This is a genomic window from Segatella sinensis (assembly GCF_040095255.1).
Classification (GTDB): Bacteria; Bacteroidota; Bacteroidia; order Bacteroidales; family Bacteroidaceae; genus Prevotella; species Prevotella sinensis.
Genome location: NZ_JBBNGE010000004.1, coordinates 19,027 through 41,751, shown reverse-complemented (window position 1 = coordinate 41,751; position 22,725 = coordinate 19,027). Strand labels below are relative to the sequence as shown.

Below are 22,725 nucleotides of genomic sequence, written 5' to 3'. Positions count from 1 at the left end.
AGATGCAAAAGTACTAATACTTTTTGAAATGAGAATGAAATTAAGAAAAATAAACAATAATGCCATCCTGGGCGCCTGCGTCATCATCATGATGCTACTTTGCGCTCTCAGTATCAGCCAGCCTCTCATCTTCGAGAAACAGATGGCGAACCGCGAAGCCGAGGTGAAGGAGAAACTGATGCTCATCCGTTCTGCCGAAGAAAGATACAGGGCGAAGCACGGAGTCTATACCGGCGATTTCGCTGTCCTCGTCAAGGCGAAGTATCTCAAGGCTGAGGATACCCTCATCCCTTATTCCGATGGCAGGAAATTCTCGCTCGCCGCCACTACCATTATCCATAAAAGCGGAAAGCAGATTCCGCTGATGGAATGTGGAGCCACCTACGAAGACTATCTCGATGGTCTCAACGAGGAGGCGATCCAACAGGTAACAGAAAAAGCTTCCGATGCCGGCAACTTCCCTGGATTAAAGATCGGAGACATCACCAAAGACAACGACAATGCAAGTAATTGGTAAGAAAAGAACACAGCAAGCACGACTCACCATCCGTGTGAGCAAGAATACACTCAGCTTCTCGGTTGTAGATCGCGAAGCCGAGCACCAGTTGATATACGAACCTTACACCGTGAAAAGCGGTGTATCGATAGCAGCCAACCTCAGACAGGCTTTCGGCGAAAGCGAACTCCTGCAGCGCGGCTATCAGAAGGTGCGTGTCTATATCGATACGCCTATCCTGCTGGTACCTATCGAGGAATTCCACGAGGAAGACCTCACCGTGCTCTATCAGCATGCCTTCACGGGCAGCCACAGCGATGCCATCCTCTACAGGGTGCAGCCGAATCTGAATGTGGTGGCCGTTTTCCCGATCAACAAGGATCTGAAGATGGTGATAGAAGACAACTTCCAGGATGTGCGCTTCACTCCTATCATGCAGCCGATGTGGAACTATCTGCACAAGCGCAGCTTCACGGGTATCAACCACAAGCTCTATGCGTATTTCCACGACAAGAAGGTGGACATCTTCTGTTTCGAGAAAAACAGATTCAAGTTCTACAATTCCTTCCAGGCTGATTATGCCAAGGATGCACTCTACTTCATCCTCTTCGTATGGAAGCAGCTGGGATTGCAGCAGATGCAGGATGAGCTGCATGTTTCGGGCGATATTCCGGATAAGGATTGGTTCCTCTACAATGCCAAGCTCTATGTCAAGAAGACTTTTCTCCTGAATCCAAGCGCCGAATTCAATCGTGCGCCCATCACGGAAATCAAGGGAATGCCGTTCGATCTGCTGACGCTCTACTTAAGCAAGTAGGAATTGATTATTAAAAGTTGATTGTTAAAAGTTAATAGTTAAAAATTGATAGTTAAAAGCTAATTATGAGAATCATAACAGGACAATATAAGGGTCGCCACTTCGACATACCACGTTCGTTCAAGGCGCGACCAACTACAGATTTCGCAAAGGAGAACATCTTTAATGTTTTGCAGAATTACATCGATTTCGAGGATGCCACAGCCCTCGACCTCTTTGCCGGCACAGGCAGCATCTCGCTGGAACTGGTATCCCGTGGATGCAGCCGAGTAATCAGCGTAGAGGCCGACCGCGACCATGCCAACTTCATCCGCGAGTGTTTCAAGAAACTGGGCGAAGACAGGGATCTTCTGATTCGCGGCGATGTATTCCGCTTCCTGAGAACCTGCAAGCAGAAGTTCGATTTCATCTTTGCCGATCCGCCATACGCACTGGAGAAGCTTCCCGAGATTCCAGACCTCGTACTCAATGGCGATCTTCTGAACGAAGAGGGCATCTTCGTTTTCGAGCATGGCAAGAACTACGATTTCTCCGACCATCCAAGATTCCTGGAGCATAGAAGTTACGGAAGCGTAAACTTCTCGATATTCAGATAAAAGCAAATTTAGGCACGGCTTAATAAAAATCCGTGCCTAATTACAGCAGCGGCGAAAGCAATCTTACAATACTCTCGAACAATCTTTTCAGGAACGGGCGCTTTACGAAATACGCCACATCATCCACCAAAATGCTGCTGGATTCATCCTTCAGATAAATCCGTTTGATTCTCTGAGCCATTTCCTCATCATAGAAGAAGGCATTCGCCTCGAAATTATTCTCGAAACTGCGGAAATCCACATTCGTGCTGCCCACGGTACAGAGGTTGTCATCGCTCACCAGCAACTTGCTGTGATTGAATCCACCCGTATAGAGATAAACCTTCACGCCAGCCTCTATCGCCTCCATCAGATAAGAACGCGAAGCCCACTCCACCATCCTGGCATCGGAATGTCTAGGCATCAGCAGGCGGATATCTACTCCCGCCAGCGCCGCCGTGCGCATCGCAAAAAGCACAGGTTCGGTAGGCAGGAAATAAGGCGTCTCCATATACACATACTTCTGCGCCTGGAGCAGAATGCGCACATATCCCTGCATGATATCAGGCCATGGAGCAATCGGACTACTCGTTACTACCTGCACCAGACAATTATTCCTGATTTTCGAATCCACCGGAGGATAATACTTTCGGTTTGACACCAAGGTGCGATCCACAAAATACCAGTCTATCAGGAAAGCACGCTGCAGGGCATACACGCCTCCGCCCTCTATCCTCAGATGCGTATCGCGCCACTTCTGCTTCCCGGTGCCCTTCACATAGCGCTTGGCAATGTTCATACCACCGATGAATCCTACCCTGCCGTCTATCACGCATATCTTGCGGTGATTGCGGTAGTTCACCTTGCTGGTAAACGCCGGAAACCTTACCGGCATAAACGAATGCACATCGATGCCCGCTTCCCTCATGCGCTCAAAGAAGGCATCCTTCACCTTCCAGCAGCCCACGTCATCGTATATCAGTCTGACTTCCACTCCCTGTTCCGCCTTGTCTATCAGGGCATCAGCCACCAGATAGCCCAGGGCATCATCCTCGAAGATGTAGGTATCCAGATGGATGTGATGCTGAGCCTTACCTATATTATATAATAAGGAGAAGATGAATTCATAACCATCGGTAAAGATATCCACCTGATTGTCCTTAAACGGGAATGCCCAGTTCTGATTGGTAAAGAGATTCATCAGCGGCTTGTTGTTGGCTGGGATATGCAGATTCTCCTGCTCGGCAAACTCCAGCATCGAGCGCTTGGTCAACTGGTCCATGCTTCTATCGCTGATCAGCCGTTCCTTTCTCGTGTTCTGCCCGAAGAAGATGTAGAAGATGATTCCCACGAAAGGCATGAAGGCAAGCACAAGAATCCACGCCATCGTCTTGGCGGGCTGTCGGTTGTCCATCAAGACGGTGGTGATAGCGGGAATCATGATTGCCATATAAAGCAAGAGATAAATCCAATGAATATATATCATACCTTTCTTTTTTAATCTAGTTGAATACCGAGTTGGTCTGGCTGGCAAGCAGCGAGTTCATCTTCTTCAGTTTCATAAACTCCTCCACCAGTTCCCTGTTCGAAGGATTTCTGGCAAATTCCTGCTGCACCTCTATCAGTCGCTGTGCGATATAATGTGTGCGGAAGCTCAGCAGATCCTTGAAGACAAACTGGCGCAGCTTTTCAGCATTCAGCTGCAGCTGCAGACTCGCCGTAGAAACCTCCTGTTCTCCCGTCGGCAGACTGGCAATCCTGCTCACCTCCGGATTCGGATGGTTGGCAAAATAGGTTTCTGCCACGAAGTTCTCATCCTCCAGATGCTCCAGCGTTTCCTGCAAGATTCTGTTATAAAGTTCGTTATGGAACCTGAACTCATCGCCCGACATATCCAGATAGATATATTGTGCTATCGGCAGTTCTATATCGTTGCCCTCCACATCCTTCACCACAATATGCTTTTCTCCGTGGTGTATGATCAGCTTCACCAGCAGGTCCTCCACCTCCAGCAGCTTGTCCAGCGGCGTCACGCCCCTCATAGCAGCCTGCATTCCCTGCTGTGGGGCAGTAGCCTTCGGGTCTCTCAGTCCAGCTGCGCGCCGTTCAGCCTTCACCTGCTCGCTCATGCCGTTTCTCACGAAGTTGTTCAGCGCATTCACGATAATCGCCTCGTTCACGCCCAGCCGGTGGGCGCAGTCGGTGATATAAGAGGCTCGGGTAATCTGGTTCTTGATCTTTGAGATGCTCTCCACGATGCTGTTGATTGCCTGGCTTCTCTTCACCGGATCGGTCACGCCGTTCAGCGAGAGGTCGGTCTTAAACTGTATGAAGTCCTTCTGGTTTTCCTCTATGTATTTTCTGAAATCTGCAGCGGTATGGCTTCGGGCAAAGCTGTCCGGGTCGTTTCCATCCGGCAGGAAGAGCACCTTCACGTTCATCTCCTCCTCCAGCAGCATGTCGGTACCTCGCAGCGCTGCATGCACGCCCGCAGCATCGCCGTCGTAGAGCAATACGATGTTGCTGGTGAATCGGTGGAGCAGTCTGATCTGATGGATGCTCAGCGCCGTACCCGAGTTGGCCACCACGTTTTCGATGCCGCACTGGTGCATGGAGATTACATCCGTATATCCCTCCACCATATACACGCAGTCTTCCTTGGCGATGGCCTTCTTTGCCTGATACAGTCCGTAGAGCTCCCGCTCCTTGTGGTAGATGATACTGTCGGGCGAGTTCACGTATTTCTGGCTCACACCCTTGGTACGGGTATCCAGCACACGTCCGCCGAAAGCCACCACCTTTCCGCTCACACTCAGCCACGGGAAGATGGCACGCCCGGAGAATCGGTCCAGATACTTATCCTGTCCGCTCTTGTTGCCCGCTTCCTCCTTGTCCACCTTGAAGCAGAGACCGGTATCCACCAGGTATTTCGGCTGATATCCTTTCTTCACCGCCTCGTCGAAGAGCGCCGTGCGCTGGTTCAGGGCGAATCCCAGCTGGAATTTCCTGATGATGTCATCTCTGAATCCTCGGCTTCTGAAATACTGCATGCCGATGGCTCTACCGTCCACATCATTCTGCAGGATGTCCTGGAAGTATTTCGCCGCCCATTCATTCACGATGAACATCGATTCGCGTTCGTTTTCGCGCTGCTTCTCCTCGTTGGTCATCTCGCGTTCCTGAATCTCGATATGGTATTTGTCAGCCAACCATCTCAGAGCCTCAGGATAAGTCATCTGCTCCAGCTCCATCAGGAAGTTGATGGCATTGCCACCCTTTCCGCAGGTAAAGCAGTGGCAGATGCCACGCGTAGGAGAAACGGAGAAGGATGGATGGGAATCGTTATGGAAAGGACACAAGCCGACATAATTGATGCCGCGCTTTTTGAGCGTGACGAATTCAGACACCACCTCTTCTATCTTGGTGGAGTCCATGATACGTGCTATCGTCGGTTTGTCTATCATAATTCTAATCCTCTTATTTTTATGTGCAAAGAAAATGCAAACGAGCGCAAAGAAAGCTTGCTTTCAATTTGCCGAGTGCAGCTTTTCTTATGCAAAGGTACGATAAATCTTTGAAAAAGCAAAGAGAAAGGCCCAGAAATGCACAAATGAAACATATAAAAAAGAAGAGATTACATCCAGCAAAGAATATTCCCAAAACTTTTCCTACCTTTGCACCCACAACAGCAATTATTATTTATGAGACTAAACAAGATCAAAAAATCAATTATGTTATGCGCTGCCCTGCTCTCTTCTTTCAGCGTGCAGGCAGCCCAGCAATTCGTACATTTCCATCAGGGCGATGTACTTCTCAACCCAGGCAACCGGGTTGAAATCTATATGGATGCCAACGACTGCAAGGGTGTAAGCTATGCGGTCCAGGCACTTATCAAGGACTTCCGTCAGGTAAGCGGATGTCAGGCTACCCTCACCTCCCTGTATGGCAGTACCCATGGCAAAAACTCCCAGCCAGGCATCCTGGTAGGAACCCTGGGCCATTCTGCCGCCATCGACCAGCTGGTGCGCCAGAAACGCATCGATGCCCGACAACTCAAGGGCAAGCGCGAGAAATTCATCATCACCCTCGTAGATCAGCAGCTCGTCATCGCAGGAAGCGACCGCCGAGGCACCATCTATGGCATCTACGAACTCTCCCAGCAGATGGGCGTATCGCCTTGGTATGACTGGGCTGACGTGCCCGTGGTTCATCACGATTCCATCTTCGTAAACAAGGGAATCTATACCGATGGCGAACCAGCCGTCAGATATCGTGGCATCTTCCTCAACGACGAAGCACCTTGCCTCACCTCGTGGGTGAAGAATACATACGGCACCGAGTATGGCGACCACCGCTTCTACCAGCGCGTCTTCGAACTGGTGCTGCGCCTCAGGGGCAACATGATGTGGCCAGCCATGTGGGGCTGGGCTTTCTATGCCGACGATGCGGAGAACGAGAAGACGGCAGATGAAATGGGCGTGGTGATGAGCACCTCGCATCATGAGCCGATGGCACGCAACCACCAGGAATACGCCCGCAACCGAAAGGGATGGGGACCTTGGAACTATCAGAAGAACAAGGCTAACCTGCAGAAGTTCTTCCGTGAAGGCATAGAACGAATGAAGGGAACCGAACAGATTGTAACCATCGGAATGCGTGGCGACGGCGATGAGGCGATGAGCGAAGAGGCTGATACACGACTGATGACCAACATCATCAACGACCAGCGCAAGATTATCGCTGATGTAACGGGAAAGAAGGCAAGCGAGACACCGCAGGTATGGGCATTATATAAAGAGGTGCTGGATTACTACGACAAGGGTATGAAGGTACCTGATGACGTAACCCTGCTGCTCTGCGATGACAACTGGGGCAACGTACGCCGTGTGCCTAACGACAAGGAACGCAAGCACAAGGGCGGTTGGGGATTGTACTATCACGTAGATTACGTGGGTGCGCCAAGAAACTCGAAGATGCTCAATGTTACCCCTGTGCAGAACCCTTGGGAGCAGTTGACGCTTGCCTATGAGAACGGCATCGACCGACTCTGGATTCTCAACGTGGGCGACCTCAAGCCGATGGAATATCCTATCAGCCAGTTTATGGACATGGCTTGGAATCCTCGCAAATACGATGTAAACAGCATCACCCGCCACACCCGCGACTGGTGCGCCCAGCAGTTCGGCGAATCGCAGGCTGATGAAGCGGCACGCATCCTGAACCTCGTATGCAAATACAACGGCCGCTGCACTCCGGAGATGCTCGACAAGAACACCTACAGTCTGGAGAACGGCGAATGGCAGGAGGTGGTGAACCAGCATCTCCAGCTCGAAGCAGATGCCTTGCGCCAATACAACAGTCTGCCGGCAGCCTATCACGATGCCTACCGCCAGATCATCCTCTTCCCTATCGAGATGATGAGCAACCTGCATCAGATGTATTTTGCCCAGGCTCAGAACAATGCCCTCTACAAGCAGGGCAATCCGAAGGCGAACGTATGGGCGGATGAGTGCGAGCGCCTCTTCAAGCGCGACTCACTGATCTGCGACTTCTACAACCACAAGATGTCGGGCGGCAAGTGGAACGGAATGATGACCCAGAAGCATATCGGCTATAAGAGTTGGAATGATGATTTCGAGAAGGATACCTGTCCGGAGCTCTTCCGGGTAACCTCCAAGGATGGAGTGATTATCAGCGAAAACAACGGCGTGGTAGAAATCGAAGCTCCTTACTATAGCAGCAAGACGGATGCTGCCGAGGCAAAATGGACAGAGATTCCATTCATGGGCAAAAGCGTATCGGCAATGACTCTGATGCCATATACCAAGAGTGTAAAGGGAGCCAGCATCACTTACAAATTTAAGATGCAAGTTAGCAAAACTTCGGATGACAAGGCATTTAATAGCAATGTTTCCAATGGCAAGCAGAAGGTTCGCATTCATGTGATTACTAAATCAACCTTGGATTATCTCAACAAGGGCGGCTTAACCTATGGTGTAAGTTTAGATGGTGCTTCTCCTGTAGAGGTTAACTTCAACAAAGATTTGAACGAGAAGCCGGAGAACATCTACAATATCTATTATCCAACGATAGCCACTCGCATCGTGGATCAAGTGATAGAGTTGGAACTGCCGGCTACTACCGATGGCATCCACAGCCTCACCCTCACTCCTAACGACCCAGCCATCGTCTTCGAGAAAATCGTGATTGATGGAAGAGAAGGAAAAAAGAGTGTCAAGGTGATTTAAAAGTAGCATATAATAAAAAGGTATAGGCACGCACCCACGAAAGGATGCGTGCCTATTCTTTTTACGCAAACTATCACTATCTTCTTATGTTCCATACTTCGTAGCATTCATTTTTACATAAACAATCACAATAGAAACAAATAAATGAAAAAAAAGAGTATTTTTTAAATCTTTTTTGAGAAATATACGTTTATATGAGTAAAGTTAGAAACATAAAAACAAGAAACGAATGAATATAGACAATCCAAAACTCATAAAACAACTGGAGAGTCTTGTCGACAATCGGCAAGACTGGCTATTTCGTTTTGCCTATATTCGAATCGGGCAACGTGAGGATGCAGAAGATATTGTGCAAGAGGTGCTGCTTGCAGCTTTCAAGAAACTGAAAGAAGGGCAACAAGTGGAAGAGTTGGACCGCTACATCATTCGCTCTGTTAGCAACGCATGCCGAGACTACTTGCGCAAAAATCGTCCGCAAATCATAGCTATCAATGAAGCGGCAAGCATACCTAACAGCAATGGTGACAAACAAATACACGAGGAATTTCTCAGAATATCAAAACTGCTGGAAGATATTCCACAGGAGCAAGCGGAAATCGTAAGAATGAAATGTTACGACAACTTGACGTTCCGAGAGATAGCCGAACTGGAGGAGATACCAGAAGCTACCGTGAAATCTCGCTATCGCTATGCCATCCAACATATCCAACAACGACTCAGAAAGGAGAAAAGTATATGAAAGATCAAAAGAACATCCATAATGACAAAGGATTTGAGGATATAGAGCAACTGCTCCAACCTCAATGTGATTTCCATGCCTCCTCCCAAACCAAGCAACAAGTAATAGAGAAGGCTAGGAAGAGCTTGGTCAGCCATCGCACCTTGCGTATCTTTCCATGGATTTGCGCAGCATGCGTGGCTGGCATCATCGCTATCATCCTGCAACCACCCAAGGATACCACTTCTGCGTCGGGCAATGCGACAATGGCTGTGAGAAAGGCTACACAGCCGATGCAAAAAGCTATGATGCAAGAAAAGAATTTGACGGCAGAAAAGGAAAATACAGCAGAAAAAGCCATCACAGAAGAGAGCAGAACATACGAGAAGAAAAAGACTTTCGCCAAGCTCAATGCTCCCAAAAGGAAGGCTAAACCTAAAGCTGAGTTTGGAGATGACATGCCAGACACCGAAGAAAAAGGTCCGGTACTCTTCCCTATGTCAACCTTGCCCGAAGAGCATCTTTTCAAAATGCAGACAGCAGAAGCTCAAGCCACTACAAGCAATGCCGTGCAAAGTGAGGATGACCGCCAACAAATACGGCGAATCACCGTAAAACTCTAAAGAAAGTATATATAATAAGGTATAAACATTAAAGAACAAAGAACATGAAAAAGTATGTCATATATTTATTACTCATGATGTTCTCATCAATGGGAGCACAGGCACAAAAGTCTTATTTCAAAGAGGCTTTGGAGAAATTGGTAAGCAACAAGGCGTTCACCATGAATCAATCAGGAGCAAAAAATGAGGTTGGTGACACAGCACAATGGAGTTGGAAAAAATATCGCTTTAAAACTCTCAAGAAAGACAAGTTTCTCAAGGAACTGGACAGAATCAACAAGGCTTTTCAAAAAGATTGCAATCAGCCTGTAACTGACTTTTACTATATGGTAGATGGAAACAACAACCCACTTAAAACATGGATGAACTTTGACATATCTGTAGGCAACGACCTTATTATGGTTGGAAATTTCTCGGCATATAGCGTCCTTATCAATCGCCAACAGATGGGTCACTCTGGCATGCGCAGAGTCTGTGCCATAGAATGGGGCCATATCGTAGAGAATGGTTGGGTTAACGAAAAAGGCTATGAAGGAAACATCAGCATCGTAGAAGGAAAAGCTCCTTTAAACAAGCACCACGTAGCAAATGAAATAAACCAGCAAACGTATAAAGCCACACAATATACAGTCGATTTAACAATCCCAAAAGACACCATAAACGAAAAGGCAGCTCCTAAAGAAGAGACAAAAGAAGAAAAAGAAGTACCTAATGAGCAGTTGACCAAGATGCTTAAAGATGCTCAGACCAACCTGAAAGGCAACTTTGAGATTATTGGCAAGCGTGACCCTGAACTTTGGGACCGTGGCTATTTTATCTGTTACAAAGACGAAACAGATATGTATGTAGAACCCATCCTTGTGGCTACCAACGGCACTAACTTCTCATACAAGCACGACTTGAAGGACATTACCATGGGAAGAGTGAGAGCACTGATGAAAGATGGAACCATCTGCTCGGAATGGATAGACATTCCTTTTGTACCAGGAGAGATAGCAGAGCTAAGCGTACACAATGGTTACTACAGCCTCACAGGATCAAGTTTCTATAAGCAGTGGGTGGAAGAGGAAAGCAAGAACCATGATGGATGGGACGAGCGCAAGTATACGGCTTACGCACTCAGCAATATCCATTCTCCTGGCATCATCTGCTATCTGTTCTATCAGCATTTGATAAAAGGTTCTTCGAATCAAAAGAAAATATTCAAAGCCCTCCCAACAACTCTACAAGAGAATCATGTGGGTCGCTTTATCAAAAAGCATATGAACAATAAATTATAAAAATCTCAACTTTCAGTCACATTCATTTAATACATATGTGATGTAAGAAAGGATATACTGCATAGAACCCAATGCCACCTCTATCAGTTTTGATGGAGATGGCATTTTTGCTTCAAATTAGCGCATCCCCAATAGAGGTAAATTTCAATGCCGACATGAATGAGAAGCCAGAGAACATCTACAGCATTTACTATCCTACGATAACCACTCGATGAGTAATTTCTATCATTTTTACTCATTCAGAATGAGTAATTCTGAGCAAAACCACTCATTCTGAATGAGCGTTTCTTGAAAAACGCCTTTTATTCACCTTCTACCTTGCATCCACTGAACCCCATTTCCTGCGCCTTCTCAGGTCCGAAGGTGTAATAGATAGTCTCAGCCTCATCACATACCTCCCCTGCGAATTGCCAAGGGTGAGATGGATGGTAACAATGTTGTGACTTATATGATGCAAGGAAGCAATTATAACGATTGCGTGACATTTGTCATACGATTATACGACACTTATCATACGGTCGGATGACAAATGCCGTATAATCACATGACATATACCAATGTTTAAATAAATCTAATAGTTTACACCAAAAGATACAAGTTATCACATTATTATATATATTTGCATCATCTTTCATAGAAGACAAAGAATATAGAAAACAACGAACCATCAAACAACAAGAAATATGGAACTGAAATACGACATTTACATGCTCAACAATGCCCAGGGCACAGGAGAAAAGCGCCAATACATTCGTATCGTGCAGCATGAACCTATGACCGAGAAGCAACTGCAAGAGAAAATCCAGAGCCGCTGCTCACTCACCAAGGGAGATGTGGCTGCGGTGTTGGCAGAGCTTCATGACCTTTTGGTGGAAGAATTCTCCATGGGACGCCGCTTTTATATCCCAGAGATAGGCTACTTCTCCATGTCGGCTAGCCTAGAGATGCCAGAGGAGAATCCAGACAAGAAGATTACGGGCAAGGAAGTACGCATCACCGGCATCAACTTCCGACCAGAAGGTAAGCTAATGGAGGAAGTACAGCGCAACGTCCATTTCGTCCGCTCCCGTTATTCCAACCAATCTACAAAATACTCCGAGGAAAAGATGTTAGAGAATATCAAGGAGTATCTTCAAAAGAATCGTTACATCACCACTCGCATCCTGCGCATCCACTTCGGCTTGACTCCATACATGGCTCAGAAGTGGCTCAACCATTTCTGCGAAAAGGGTATCATGGTGAAGGAAGGAACTCCCCATGCGCCTATCTATTTTCTAAAGTAACAAAGGCAGCTTTCTCCATTCTCCTTTCACCATAAACAAATGATTCACAAATGATTGCAAGATAGGTGAAAGGAAAAGGACTTTTAGTCTCACTTAAATAGGAACAACAAGACTGACAAAGTTACTTAATGAAGAAAAAAGTAACTATGTCTGTAACCATGTCACAACAAAAAAGAAATAAGAATGAAATTAGGATTCATAAACTTCAGCACAGAGGAACAACTTAAAATGCACCAAGTAATGCAAGCCATCCAAGAGCATCAAGCAATTGACGAACTTGGACTGGGGCGCATTCGCGATGCCTTTTCCAACAAGTTGTTTCCTGGAATCTCTACTTTACATAATAGAGCAAAATACTATGCCATACTCCCTTCTCTTTTTTTGGAAGCAGAGAAAGGAACATACAAAAGTGCAAACGAAGTAAGAGCCAAGGTATTGAATCTGGAGATTAAATTGACTCGTCAACTATTGCGAGGTACAGAACCAGCCAACAACTGGGGAATAACAGGAAGTAGTGTAATCGATGCGGCAGAAGCCGAGAATAGCAAATACGTAAAATACGACCCAGTTTACATCTATTATGGCGCACTTGTTTCTTATGGTATGATATTGACAAACAGCAACATCTACAGTCTTATTTATGAAAAAAGCAAGACCATCCACAAACAACCCAAGAAATACATTTCCCAAGATGAAGAAAAAGAAATGGGAGATGCTAATCAGTTATCAGGCAATTACCAACTATTTGATGGCGGTGGATTGTCATATACATTTGATGGCTACACTCCCATCAATATAGACTTGACATCTGACGAAGCTAAGTTTATCAAAGACAAGATAATAGCCTCATCAATAGCCAAAGATTCATTTTTGGCTACTATTCTTCGTGACAACTACCCTATTGGACTTGCCCAGAAGTCATATTTCGACCTTGGAGACCAATGGAAGAAATACATAACCGATGAGCATTTCATGATTTATACGCTATCCGCAAGATTTTCTAAGTTTCAGTATCTTCTTCGGTTAGTCTATAACTATGTGTTTTACACAAGAACAGATAGAACAGAAGAAGCAGAAAAGGAATTTGAACGTTACGAACAGTTGAAAGAAGAATGGAAATCAGACTTTAGCGAAGAAAACCTCTTCCAAGCATTAGATTTCGTTGGCTATACCCTACAAGACAATGGATCCATCAAATTTTGCAAAGAAGCATGCTCATTAATTAACAACCCTACAGATGAAAACTTCATCCGATTGCAAGAAATCATTGTTAATCGGGAAAAACAAACAAAAGGTTCATCAAGAAGTAAGTTGGCGAATCCTAACAAATATAAGGGAATCGACAGAATAGAAGCCTATTTCTTCGATTATCGTTGGGGAACCGTATATAACATCATCACAGAAATAAAGAAAGGACTGTTAAATGGCTAAAGAACAACTCTGCAATTATACTTATGGCGAGATGCTGGTCTCACCAGGCTATGACGTGGACTTCGCTATTGGTACAACCTATAGCGTTAATCCACAAGCATTGCTTATCATCCCTATGGCATTAGGTTTGCTAAGCAGCAACAACGAAGCTGCCGTTCAATCCCCCATTTGCCTATTAGAAGGAATTAGAAGAAGTGCAAACAAATTTGTGTTGTTCTGCAACAAAGGTGGAACGTACATACCATCAAACTGCCAACCCTATCTATCCCTCATGGATAACTGTATCTATGAAGTACAAAGCCCTCAAAAGTCTCAATTTCTATCCAACTTCCATCCGAAAGTATGGATTATCAAAGAGACCAACAGAGAAGAAAAAAACGACCAGCAAATCAAAGTCATCGTCATGAGCAGAAACCTTACTCTAGACAATAACCTTGATATGGTTGTTAGCCTCACTGGTAAAATCGGGAAACAAACCATCAACAACAAGAAGCATAAGCCTCTCATTGACTTTCTGACTTCATTAATTCCCTTGATGGGAAATGGCACTACCAACAACCAGCACATCATCAAAGACAAGAAGAAAAAGATGAAAATGGTCATTGAATCCATAAGAAAAGTCAAACATTTTGAGATAGATACAGATTTATTCGAAAAGGATGGGTATGAATTCATCCCGATACTCTTTGGGCAAAACCTGAACAAGAACATCAGTTATCCAGAAGCATGGCAAGGAACAGACCAAATGACCATCTCTCCATTTATTGACATAAAAACTCTACGAGAGTTAGACAAGAATGCAAAAAACAGGCACATTCTCGTTACCACATCAGGATATGTATCTAAAGACATATACGACCTGTTCAATAAAGAAAATCATGAAATCTACGTAATGAAAGATGGAATGACGCATAACGACATTATGCCAACTGACCTTCATGCAAAGACATTTCTAGTATGTAACCCTAAAGGGGAATACGGAAATTTTCTGTTCGTCGGATCTGCTAATGCCACATATGCAGCCTTCCATAAAAATTCAGAATTCATCATCCGACTGCAATACAAGTATGGCAAGCATTTAGTATTTGACTCTTTCAAAGAGGAATTTCTACAAATGGATGCAAGAGAAGAAAGTAAAATCTTCGAGACCGTCAACTTCCCTCCAGAATCAGAAGAAACGCATGAGACATCAGAGCTAGAAGCCTTTGTACGAAATTATATCACGAATAACTTCTTGGCAAAGTGCTATTCCTGTAAAGATGGCAACTATAATGTCATTATCAAGGCAGGACATCACGACAACAGGTACAGAATACAGATTGCACCCATGCAAACAGCAGGTTACAAAGTAGAACTAGAAAACGAGGCAATACTTTCAAACCTGACATTGGCTCAACTGTCAGACTTCTACATTATATCGGTACAAGATGCCAATGGACAGAATATGGACAAAGTCATCAAGATTCCGACCGAAGGCATACCATACGAAGATAGAGACATTGCTATATATAAAACGTTTGTGGATAGCAAGGAGAAGTTTCTCCGTTACTTGTCATTTATACTGACCGATGACATAGACGAATATCTGTTTGATGCAGAACAAAGCATGAAGCTGATTGCTCAGCACGGCAATGATAAAGATTCCGTGCCTCTCTCACTCAACATTTATGAGCAACTGCTGAAAGCTGCTAGCAGCAATCCCAAAAAGTTCATAGAGATAGAGGATGTCATCAGAAAAATCGGCAAAGAAGAATACACCCAAGAATTTCTTGAGATCTACAAAACTTTTAAGGAAGCCATAAAACAGAAATAATGATGGAAAAGGAATTAAAGGATTTTCAAAAGGCAACGGTAAAACACATCGTTGATATATTCAAAAGCAAGAAGCAACGCCGAGTTCTGCTTTCAGACGAAGTGGGACTGGGTAAGACTATCGTGTCCAAAGGTGTCATTCAAGCAGTTGGAGAATTAAGCGATGAATATGGTATATGGAACGACAACACCTATCGAGTAGTGTATATCTGCTCCAACGCCAATATCGTAAAGCAAAACACAGAAAACTTGGGAATAGAGGATGTCATGAACATAGAAGAAAGCAGATTGTCCATGCAGCACTTCATCGTGGCTAAAAAGGTGAAAGAGCTAATCGAGGCTAAGAAGGACAAACCTAGCATATTGATTCCTCTCACACCTGGTACATCTTTCAATCTCCAAACATCAGCGGGCAACATGAACGAACGTGCGCTGATGTTCGCTATACTTAGCCATGTGAAAGACTTCAAAGAACATACGAAGGCATTGAAGAATCGTCTAAACATTTATGAAGCAAATAACGACAATTGGGAAAATACCATCAAAAAATACGAAAACGAAGTCTCTGAAATAGAAAAAGTATGCACTGGATACAGAGAAAACATCTGCAAAGAAGTGGTAAAGGATGACAACTATCAAGAGGCTAAGAATTTACTTCTCAAAGCCATAGAGGAAAAAGCTGACTATAACACCAAGAACAGAGCCATCACTCAGTTCAGAATCATCTTCTGCAAAATTAGCATGAAAGAACTTAATCCCGATTTGGTTATCATGGATGAGTTCCAACGCTTCAGTTCACTTCTTGACTTGGAAGGGAATAGCGAAGAGGCTATGCTAACACGTACATTTTTTGGAAAAGAGGATGGTCCTTTCATATTGTTAGTGTCTGCCACACCTTACAAACCATTCACGACTTTGGAGGAATTGAATGAAAACAAGATAGACACTCAATATCAAGACTTCAACAAGTTGACAGATTTTCTCTTTGACAACAGAGAGGACATTACATTCCAACAGGTTTGGCATGACTATTCAAAAGAATTGTGCCACATCTCATCGGATAACTTAGACATACTCATTGCTAGAAAGAACATAGCAGAGGAAGCAATGTATCAAGCCATGAGCAGAACAGAGCGTTACCGCAATTCTGCCCAAGATGACACCCACTTGAAAATCAGTACAGGGGATATTGTGTCTTATTGCCAAATGCAAGAGGTTATTGATGAATGCAACAAAATGAGCGAAGGAAGATTCAGCGTAAAAACTTTGCCTATGGAATACGCCAAATCTTCTCCTTATTTGTTGTCCTTCATGGATAAATATAAGCTAAAGGAGAAACTTGTAAAAGCATACGTTGAGAATCCATGGAATAGCAATATGCAGAAACAAAGACTTCTGTTGAAGACAAATGATATATATAAATATAACGACATTCCATTATGCAATGCAAAATTATCCAAACTAAGCAACATTCTATTTGATGAAAAAGGTGAAAAGCATGGAGAGCAACTATTTTGGATTCCAGCGTCTCACCCTTATTACAAGATACCAGCCAACAACATGTTTGCCAAGAACCATGACTTTTCCAAGGTGTTGGTCTTTTCTGCATGGGAAATGGTACCACGTATGATAGCTTGTATGATTTCCTATGCCGTCGAGCAAAAGAGTATCAGCCGTGCATTTCCATCTGCCACATATACAAACACGAAAGAAAATTCCGAAAAGGATGCACTTGATAAACAACAGGGAGAAAAAGCCGGCACAGGAAGATTACGTAGAGAAAGCTTGGAACTGGTAACTTGCAGCTCTGATTTCTTGACAGATGCCTATAATCCAAAAACCAACCTTGGACAAGACATCAAAGAAATAAGAGCCAACATAAAGGAGAATATAAAGAACACAGGCCGACTCACCTTAGTTGAGCAGCCAACAACAGTAAAGTTTCTTTTGGAAGCCATAAGACTTTTAGATTCGAATGCAGGAGAGAAAATCCTAATATCCGAAGACGGCTTAGACACTTTGGTCAATATGGCTATAGGTTCACCTGGTATTTGCTTTTATCGTCTATTGGGCAACAAAGACTTAGCCCAAGAAGCAGCAACAAAATTCTGCAATAATATCTTCAACCGTAGATACAATGCAGCCGTCATAGACATACTCTACAACAAGAAGAGCGTTCAAACCTACTTCAAGCAAGTCATCGATTATTGCGTGATGGGCAATCTGCAAGCCGTATTGGATGAGTTCGCCTACATGATAGATGAAAGAAGTAATGGTGAGCGAAATGTAGAAATGATTCAGAAAAGAATGATAGAATCGTTCATCGATCGAAACTATCAAGAGATTGATACTACCGAGTCATTTGGCAAAGAGAAGAAAAAGAAATGGAGAATCCGCACTCATTACGCTATGCCTTATGGCAACATTAGAATGACAGATCAAGCCACCAACAGGGCAAATGATGTTCGTTTGGCATTCAACTCTCCTTTTCGTCCATTCGTCTTAGCCTCAACAAGCGTAGGACAAGAAGGTCTTGACTTCCATTGGTATTGCCGTAAAATCATGCACTGGAACATCTCATCCAATCCACAAGACATGGAGCAGAGAGAAGGAAGAATAGATCGATACAAGAGTTTGTTTGTAAGACGAAACGTAGCCAAGTTCCACCCTGAGACATATACCTGGAATGAGATGTTTGATTTGGCAAGAACCGAAGCAAAAGATAAGGGCTTCTGCGAGCTAGTTCCCTATTGGTCGATTCCACAAGATATGCTAAAAAGCATAGCTGAAACAGACAGAGAGTATATCGAATCTATTGTACCACTCTATCCTCTGAGCATGGACTATGATAGATACAGACACATGAAGTCTGTATTACGCCTCTACCGTCTAACCATGGGACAGCCCAGACAAGAGGAACTTCTAGAGTCCTTCAAAGACATGCCAGCAGAAGACATAGATAAATTATTGTTTAACCTCTCTCCTATCAAGAGAAAAAAGTAACAGGAATATGAAACATTCACTTAACAGAGAAGAGCTTATTGAGCAGCTAAAGGAACTAGCTGCTCAAAAGCTGCCAACGTATCTGGCAAATCACATGGGAGCCATGTGCTATGAACCTTCGATGATAGATAGTTTTTCCACAATATGCCAACATTGCCATCGTCCATTGACCTATCAAGCTTTCCACAGTGATGAAGAAATGTTCAACTCCATCATCAAAGAGATAAAAGATTTGGGATATGATGCGTCTCTTGAAGTAATATGTGGTTCATGCGCCCTAGAAGCGAAGGAAGAAGCAGAGTTTTTCGATTTACCATTTACTTCCGAAGATGATATCTGTGAGGAAAATGCATACCATCTTTTCTGCTTCAAGACAAAAAGCGACAAGGACTATCATCAAGCTATAACTGATATGGAATCACTTTATGACTATCAAGCCGTATTGGCATTCTTAAAAGGAGAGTCTTATTTTGAAGATAGTTATGACCGCTACCATAGCATCATGGATGAGCAAGATACTATCAAGAGAATGACAGGAATAGGAATAAAAGAAAATGATAGCAATGAAGAATAGCATACCCATTCTTCCAAAGTCTGTTGCTTTGGAATTGACATATAAATGCAATCACCATTGCTTGTTTTGCTCATGCCCTTGGTATGCGCCTAACTCTTCATATCCATTAGGAAAGGAACTATCCACCACTCAAAGGAAATGGATAATAGAAAAACTATATGACTATGGGGTAAAGACTTTCTCTTTGTCTGGCGGAGAAGCATTGCTAAGAGATGATCTTCATGAAATCATCGGACACATCCGAATGATTGGCAACCAAAGGAAGATGAATTATCCAATCATACTCATCTCCAATGGAAAACTCATGAATGAAGAACAACTCAAATTCTTCAAGGAAATGAATGTTCATCTTAGCATGAGCCTTCCTGGCTACCAATCATTTGAAGAGCATACAGGAGTTGCTAATGCAGATTATGTGTTAGAATACTTTTCGAAAGCCAAAGAAATCGGCTTAGAATGCACAGCAAACATTACCGTTACAAAAAAGAACTATTATGAGCTATTTGAGACCATATCGCTTGCCCTCATCAATGGAGCTACAGAAATTCTTCTCAACCGTTTTCTGCCTGGTGGACGTGGTTTGAAATATATGAATGAACTTTGCCTTTCCACAGAGCAAATCAACGGAATGCTTGATACTGCAGAAGAAGTACTAACACTAGCTAATCGCTATGGAAATGTGGGTACAGAAATACCAAAGTGCATCATAGCTTCTGCTAATTCATACAAAAGAATACATGTAGGGTATCTATGCGCTGCGGCAAAAGGATTCTTCGTTATTGATCCAGCAGGACAAATAAGAACCTGCAATCATTCTCCTCACATCGTAGGAAATGTTTTCGAAGAACCTTGGATTAAGGATACTGATTATTGGAACAAATTTGCATTCCGCTCTTATCAGCCTACAGCCTGCAATGGATGTTCATCGGCTAAGAATTGTGATTGTGGATGCAGGGAAGTAACCAACATTCTAGGACTTGGCATCAATGGAATAGAGCCCAACTTAACTCTCAAGAAGCAATAGTTTCTCTATTAACATAGCTTGTTCACATTAATTATCGTTAAATCTACATTTCACAAGCCATTCATTATCAGTAATAGTAACCTCAGGGAAACTGAGTAACCTAATCGTGCCTTCTTGCAAGTTTGGAAATAACTTACTACCCTTTGCACCAGAAAAAGAGAAAAGCTCTCTTTAAGTTACTAATATTGATTATTGATTCTATACATTTCATCCAATCGATTGGACGGTTTTATTTTAATTTGTCCAATCGATTGGATGAAATTCCATTTTTCAAAAGTTTGAAGAAGCCTAATCTTTCTCCCCTAACCATTCTTCCAATACCTTGCAATACTCATCATTTTGCTCGGCAAATGGCATGTGTCGGGCTCCTACGAAGAGATGCCACTTGGAATCTTGGATACCATCATAAAGTGTCTTTGCTACCAATGGAGTACAGAGGTCATTGGTTCCACTCATCACAAGGCATGGTACTTGTATCTCGCCCAAGCGGTCGGTGTAATCATAATCACGGAGCGTACCAGTAGGAGTGTATTCATTTGGTCCCCAACCATGGAGATAAGCCTCAGCACCAGCACGTTTCTTCCGGCGAAGACACTCTGGACTATCCTCCGTCACCTCACCGGCACAATGCAGGAGCATGAAGTGTTCATTCGCCTTGGCATACGCCTCGCTCGAAAAGTCATCCTTCGCCTCAGCCTCAGCGATGGCACGCTGGTCTTCCTCCGACATAAACTTAATCATGCGATGTTGCTCACTTGCCCAAAGCTTGCTGCTCGAAAGAGTGCTGCTGAGGATGGCTGACTTCACGCCCTTTGCTTGCTTCTCTATCAGATAGATGATGGCGAGCATGCCACCCCACGACTGTCCCAAGAGATGAAAATGGTCGATGTGGAGATAGTCGATGAGCACACAGAGTTCGTTGAGCCAAGTCTCAGGAGTCCAGAGTTCGGGATGTCCCTCCACAAATGAGTTGCCACAGCCCAACTGGTCGTACATGATGACAGCTCTACCTGATTCCGCTACCCTATCCAATAGCTCGAAATAGTTGTGGGTACTGCCTGGTCCACCATGCAAGAGGATGATAGGGCTCTTGCCCTCCTCTGTTTTACCTACGATACGATAATATGTTTGATAGCCCATGAAGGGCATATATCCTTCCTTGATTTCCATTGTCTTCAAATGTTTTTATTGTTACCTAAACTGTGTTATCTAATTTTGCTGCTCCTATACCTTATTATATAATCCCTCATTTTCCTTACGCAAGAGCGGTCGTCAATCAACATTTTCTTCTGACGCTCCTCAAAGCAGAAGCCCATACCAAGCTCCAAGATAAAGTCTTGAAGATGGGTGATGAGGGCTGTCTCCAAGTCAGACTCTTCCACTACATCCTTGGCTTGTAAACCCAAAAATTCAAAGGTAAATGGCGACTTGATGTCAAGGGCGAGCGTATCTGTCTCAGCCTTGCCTTCCACCAACTTCGCCAACGCCTCAGGCTTTTGACTCCATCCACTGCGGAAATAATAGTTGGAATCAATCTGGCGTTGCAATTCTCTGACACTCCAAGTACCACGAATTGCCATCGTCTCGTAGAAAGTACGCTCTAAAGGGTCGCTAATAGGGAGAATGGCTGCAAGATGAGTGAACAATTGAAAGATTGCCACATAAATACTTTTTTATCGGTAACCCCAATCTGTTATATACAAGATAGAATTGTCGATAAAGTCACAATGTTCTATAGCTGAAAGTCTTCTTGTCTTTCAACTTCTCTGCCAACTTCTTCAAAAGTTGCTCACCATACTTAGCTCTATCAGCTCCCTTCTGCTCATACTCCACAATATAATAGCCCGTCAACCAAGCCTTGGCTGTGACGTGGCGATTTATCACTAAGCGAGCATTGTTCTGCAATACATCTTGCGTTTGCTGAATATGGACTACAAGACCATCGAAGTCATTGTTTTGCGCCACTGGGATTTCATTCTTCTTCATATTCGGTAGAGTTTTGGAAAGACATGTATATCACATTTATCATGTGCACATATTATAATGTGCAAAAATATAAAAAATATGGCAATTAAACAAATATATCTCGATTATTTTATCAAAAGAACTTAAATAATTTGGTTGCTTCAAGCTAATGCAATATCTTTGCAAACTGAAATAATCATGAAACAAAATAAAAATAGAATATATGTTTAGTGGAATCGTAGAAGAAATGGCCACCGTAGTGGCGATTAAGCAGGATAAGGAGAACATCGACTTTACCCTGAAATGTTCGTTCGTAGATGAACTCGGCATCGACCAGAGCGTGGCGCACAACGGCGTCTGCCTCACCGTGGTGGAAATCAAGGACGGTACCTATACCGTTACTGCCATGAAGGAAACCCTGGACCGCAGCAACCTGGGACTGCTCAAGGTGGGCGACAAGGTGAACGTGGAGCGCTCGATGATCATGAACGGCCGACTGGACGGCCATATCGTGCAGGGACACGTGGATGAAACCGCCAAGTGCATCAACATGAAGGATGCAGACGGTTCTACCTACTTCACCTTCGAATATGAACTGAACAAGGAGATGGCGCGCAAGGGTTACTTCACCGTAGATAAGGGCAGCGTGACCGTGAACGGCGTTTCACTCACCGTCTGCGAGCCAACCGACAACACCTTCACCGTAGCCATCATACCTTACACCCGAGAGAACACCAACTTCTGCAACATCGAAGTAGGAACCGTGGTGAATATCGAATTCGATATTCTCGGCAAGTATATCGCAAGACTGAAGAGCTTCGAATAATCGAATAAAGAACTTCGAATAAAAGAGCTTCGAATAAATCGAATAAAGAT

At 44.0% G+C, this 22,725-nt stretch carries 20 protein-coding genes; 14 read left to right on the top strand and 6 right to left on the bottom strand.

From position 1 onward, the window contains the following. Positions 1–34 precede the first annotated feature (34 nt). The 3 genes from AAAT87_RS02025 to AAAT87_RS02015 all read left to right on the top strand — a co-directional run bounded on the left by AAAT87_RS02025 (position 35) and on the right by AAAT87_RS02015 (position 1,909). On the top strand, positions 35–517 hold the full coding sequence (locus AAAT87_RS02025) for a hypothetical protein (protein WP_295024830.1): 483 nt from the start codon (positions 35–37) through the stop codon (positions 515–517). Beyond that, complete coding sequence (locus AAAT87_RS02020; protein ID WP_296973762.1) at positions 501–1,313, top strand: DUF3822 family protein; 813 nt, start codon at positions 501–503, stop codon at positions 1,311–1,313. Before AAAT87_RS02025 ends, AAAT87_RS02020 begins: the two co-directional genes overlap by 17 nt. 65 nt (positions 1,314–1,378) lie before the next feature. Further along, positions 1,379–1,909, top strand: a complete 531-nt coding sequence (locus tag AAAT87_RS02015) for an RsmD family RNA methyltransferase (protein ID WP_089545023.1) — start codon at positions 1,379–1,381, stop codon at positions 1,907–1,909. A gap of 40 nt (positions 1,910–1,949) precedes the next feature. On the opposite strand, the gene cls is transcribed toward AAAT87_RS02015, so the two are convergent. Together cls and dnaG are read right to left on the bottom strand one after the other, a co-directional pair. Further along, the gene (cls, locus tag AAAT87_RS02010; RefSeq protein WP_349225472.1) at positions 1,950–3,374 is read right to left on the bottom strand and encodes a cardiolipin synthase; all 1,425 of its coding nucleotides are present in this window, start codon (positions 3,372–3,374) and stop codon (positions 1,950–1,952) included. A gap of 16 nt (positions 3,375–3,390) precedes the next feature. Beyond that, positions 3,391–5,352 (bottom strand): DNA primase, encoded by a 1,962-nt coding sequence (dnaG, locus tag AAAT87_RS02005; RefSeq protein ID WP_349225471.1) that lies wholly within the window; start codon positions 5,350–5,352, stop codon positions 3,391–3,393. Positions 5,353–5,589: 237 nt separating this feature from the next. On the opposite strand from dnaG, the gene AAAT87_RS02000 reads away from it, so the two are divergent. From AAAT87_RS02000 to AAAT87_RS01985, 4 genes are all read left to right on the top strand, one after another. Further along, the gene (locus AAAT87_RS02000) at positions 5,590–8,136 is read left to right on the top strand and encodes a glycosyl hydrolase 115 family protein (RefSeq protein WP_349225470.1); all 2,547 of its coding nucleotides are present in this window, start codon (positions 5,590–5,592) and stop codon (positions 8,134–8,136) included. Positions 8,137–8,365: 229 nt separating this feature from the next. Next, positions 8,366–8,875, top strand: coding sequence for an RNA polymerase sigma factor (locus tag AAAT87_RS01995; RefSeq protein ID WP_153090251.1), 510 nt, complete (start codon positions 8,366–8,368; stop codon positions 8,873–8,875). Next, on the top strand, positions 8,872–9,477 hold the full coding sequence (locus AAAT87_RS01990) for a hypothetical protein (protein ID WP_349225469.1): 606 nt from the start codon (positions 8,872–8,874) through the stop codon (positions 9,475–9,477). The genes AAAT87_RS01995 and AAAT87_RS01990 overlap by 4 nt, the downstream gene beginning before the upstream one ends. A gap of 44 nt (positions 9,478–9,521) precedes the next feature. Further along, positions 9,522–10,757, top strand: a complete 1,236-nt coding sequence (locus AAAT87_RS01985; RefSeq protein ID WP_349225468.1) for a hypothetical protein — start codon at positions 9,522–9,524, stop codon at positions 10,755–10,757. Between the two features lie 302 nt (positions 10,758–11,059). Here AAAT87_RS01985 and AAAT87_RS01980 read toward each other — a convergent pair whose 3' ends face one another. Beyond that, positions 11,060–11,242, bottom strand: a complete 183-nt coding sequence (locus tag AAAT87_RS01980; protein WP_296973740.1) for a hypothetical protein — start codon at positions 11,240–11,242, stop codon at positions 11,060–11,062. 198 nt (positions 11,243–11,440) lie between these two features. On the opposite strand from AAAT87_RS01980, the gene AAAT87_RS01975 reads away from it, so the two are divergent. From AAAT87_RS01975 to AAAT87_RS01950, 6 genes are all read left to right on the top strand, one after another. After that, entirely contained in the window at positions 11,441–12,040 is a 600-nt protein-coding gene (locus AAAT87_RS01975) for an HU family DNA-binding protein (protein WP_349225467.1), read from the top strand. 183 nt (positions 12,041–12,223) lie between these two features. Further along, on the top strand, positions 12,224–13,471 hold the full coding sequence (locus AAAT87_RS01970) for a DUF6361 family protein (RefSeq protein WP_349225466.1): 1,248 nt from the start codon (positions 12,224–12,226) through the stop codon (positions 13,469–13,471). After that, the gene (locus AAAT87_RS01965; protein WP_349225465.1) at positions 13,464–15,284 is read left to right on the top strand and encodes a phospholipase D-like domain-containing protein; all 1,821 of its coding nucleotides are present in this window, start codon (positions 13,464–13,466) and stop codon (positions 15,282–15,284) included. Before AAAT87_RS01970 ends, AAAT87_RS01965 begins: the two co-directional genes overlap by 8 nt. Next, entirely contained in the window at positions 15,284–18,286 is a 3,003-nt protein-coding gene (locus AAAT87_RS01960) for a P-loop NTPase family protein (RefSeq protein WP_298530460.1), read from the top strand. Before AAAT87_RS01965 ends, AAAT87_RS01960 begins: the two co-directional genes overlap by 1 nt. A gap of 7 nt (positions 18,287–18,293) precedes the next feature. Further along, positions 18,294–18,860 (top strand): hypothetical protein, encoded by a 567-nt coding sequence (locus AAAT87_RS01955; RefSeq protein ID WP_153125491.1) that lies wholly within the window; start codon positions 18,294–18,296, stop codon positions 18,858–18,860. Continuing rightward, the gene (locus tag AAAT87_RS01950) at positions 18,841–19,884 is read left to right on the top strand and encodes a radical SAM/SPASM domain-containing protein (protein WP_349225464.1); all 1,044 of its coding nucleotides are present in this window, start codon (positions 18,841–18,843) and stop codon (positions 19,882–19,884) included. Before AAAT87_RS01955 ends, AAAT87_RS01950 begins: the two co-directional genes overlap by 20 nt. Positions 19,885–20,172: 288 nt before the next feature. Here AAAT87_RS01950 and pepI read toward each other — a convergent pair whose 3' ends face one another. The 3 genes from pepI to AAAT87_RS01935 form a co-directional block, all read right to left on the bottom strand. Then, positions 20,173–21,054: a proline iminopeptidase gene (pepI, locus tag AAAT87_RS01945; protein WP_298532643.1), complete on the bottom strand. Its 882-nt coding sequence runs from the start codon at positions 21,052–21,054 to the stop codon at positions 20,173–20,175. Positions 21,055–21,089: 35 nt separating this feature from the next. Beyond that, on the bottom strand, positions 21,090–21,545 hold the full coding sequence (locus AAAT87_RS01940) for a PDDEXK nuclease domain-containing protein (protein WP_296973726.1): 456 nt from the start codon (positions 21,543–21,545) through the stop codon (positions 21,090–21,092). A gap of 61 nt (positions 21,546–21,606) precedes the next feature. Then, entirely contained in the window at positions 21,607–21,870 is a 264-nt protein-coding gene (locus AAAT87_RS01935) for a DUF1016 N-terminal domain-containing protein (RefSeq protein ID WP_349225463.1), read from the bottom strand. 202 nt (positions 21,871–22,072) lie between these two features. Here AAAT87_RS01935 and AAAT87_RS01930 point away from each other — a divergent pair, with 202 nt between their 5' ends. Then, positions 22,073–22,675 carry a riboflavin synthase gene (locus AAAT87_RS01930; protein WP_089545011.1) on the top strand — a complete coding sequence of 201 codons (603 nt, stop codon included), beginning with the start codon at positions 22,073–22,075 and terminating at the stop codon, positions 22,673–22,675. Positions 22,676–22,725 lie beyond the last annotated feature (50 nt).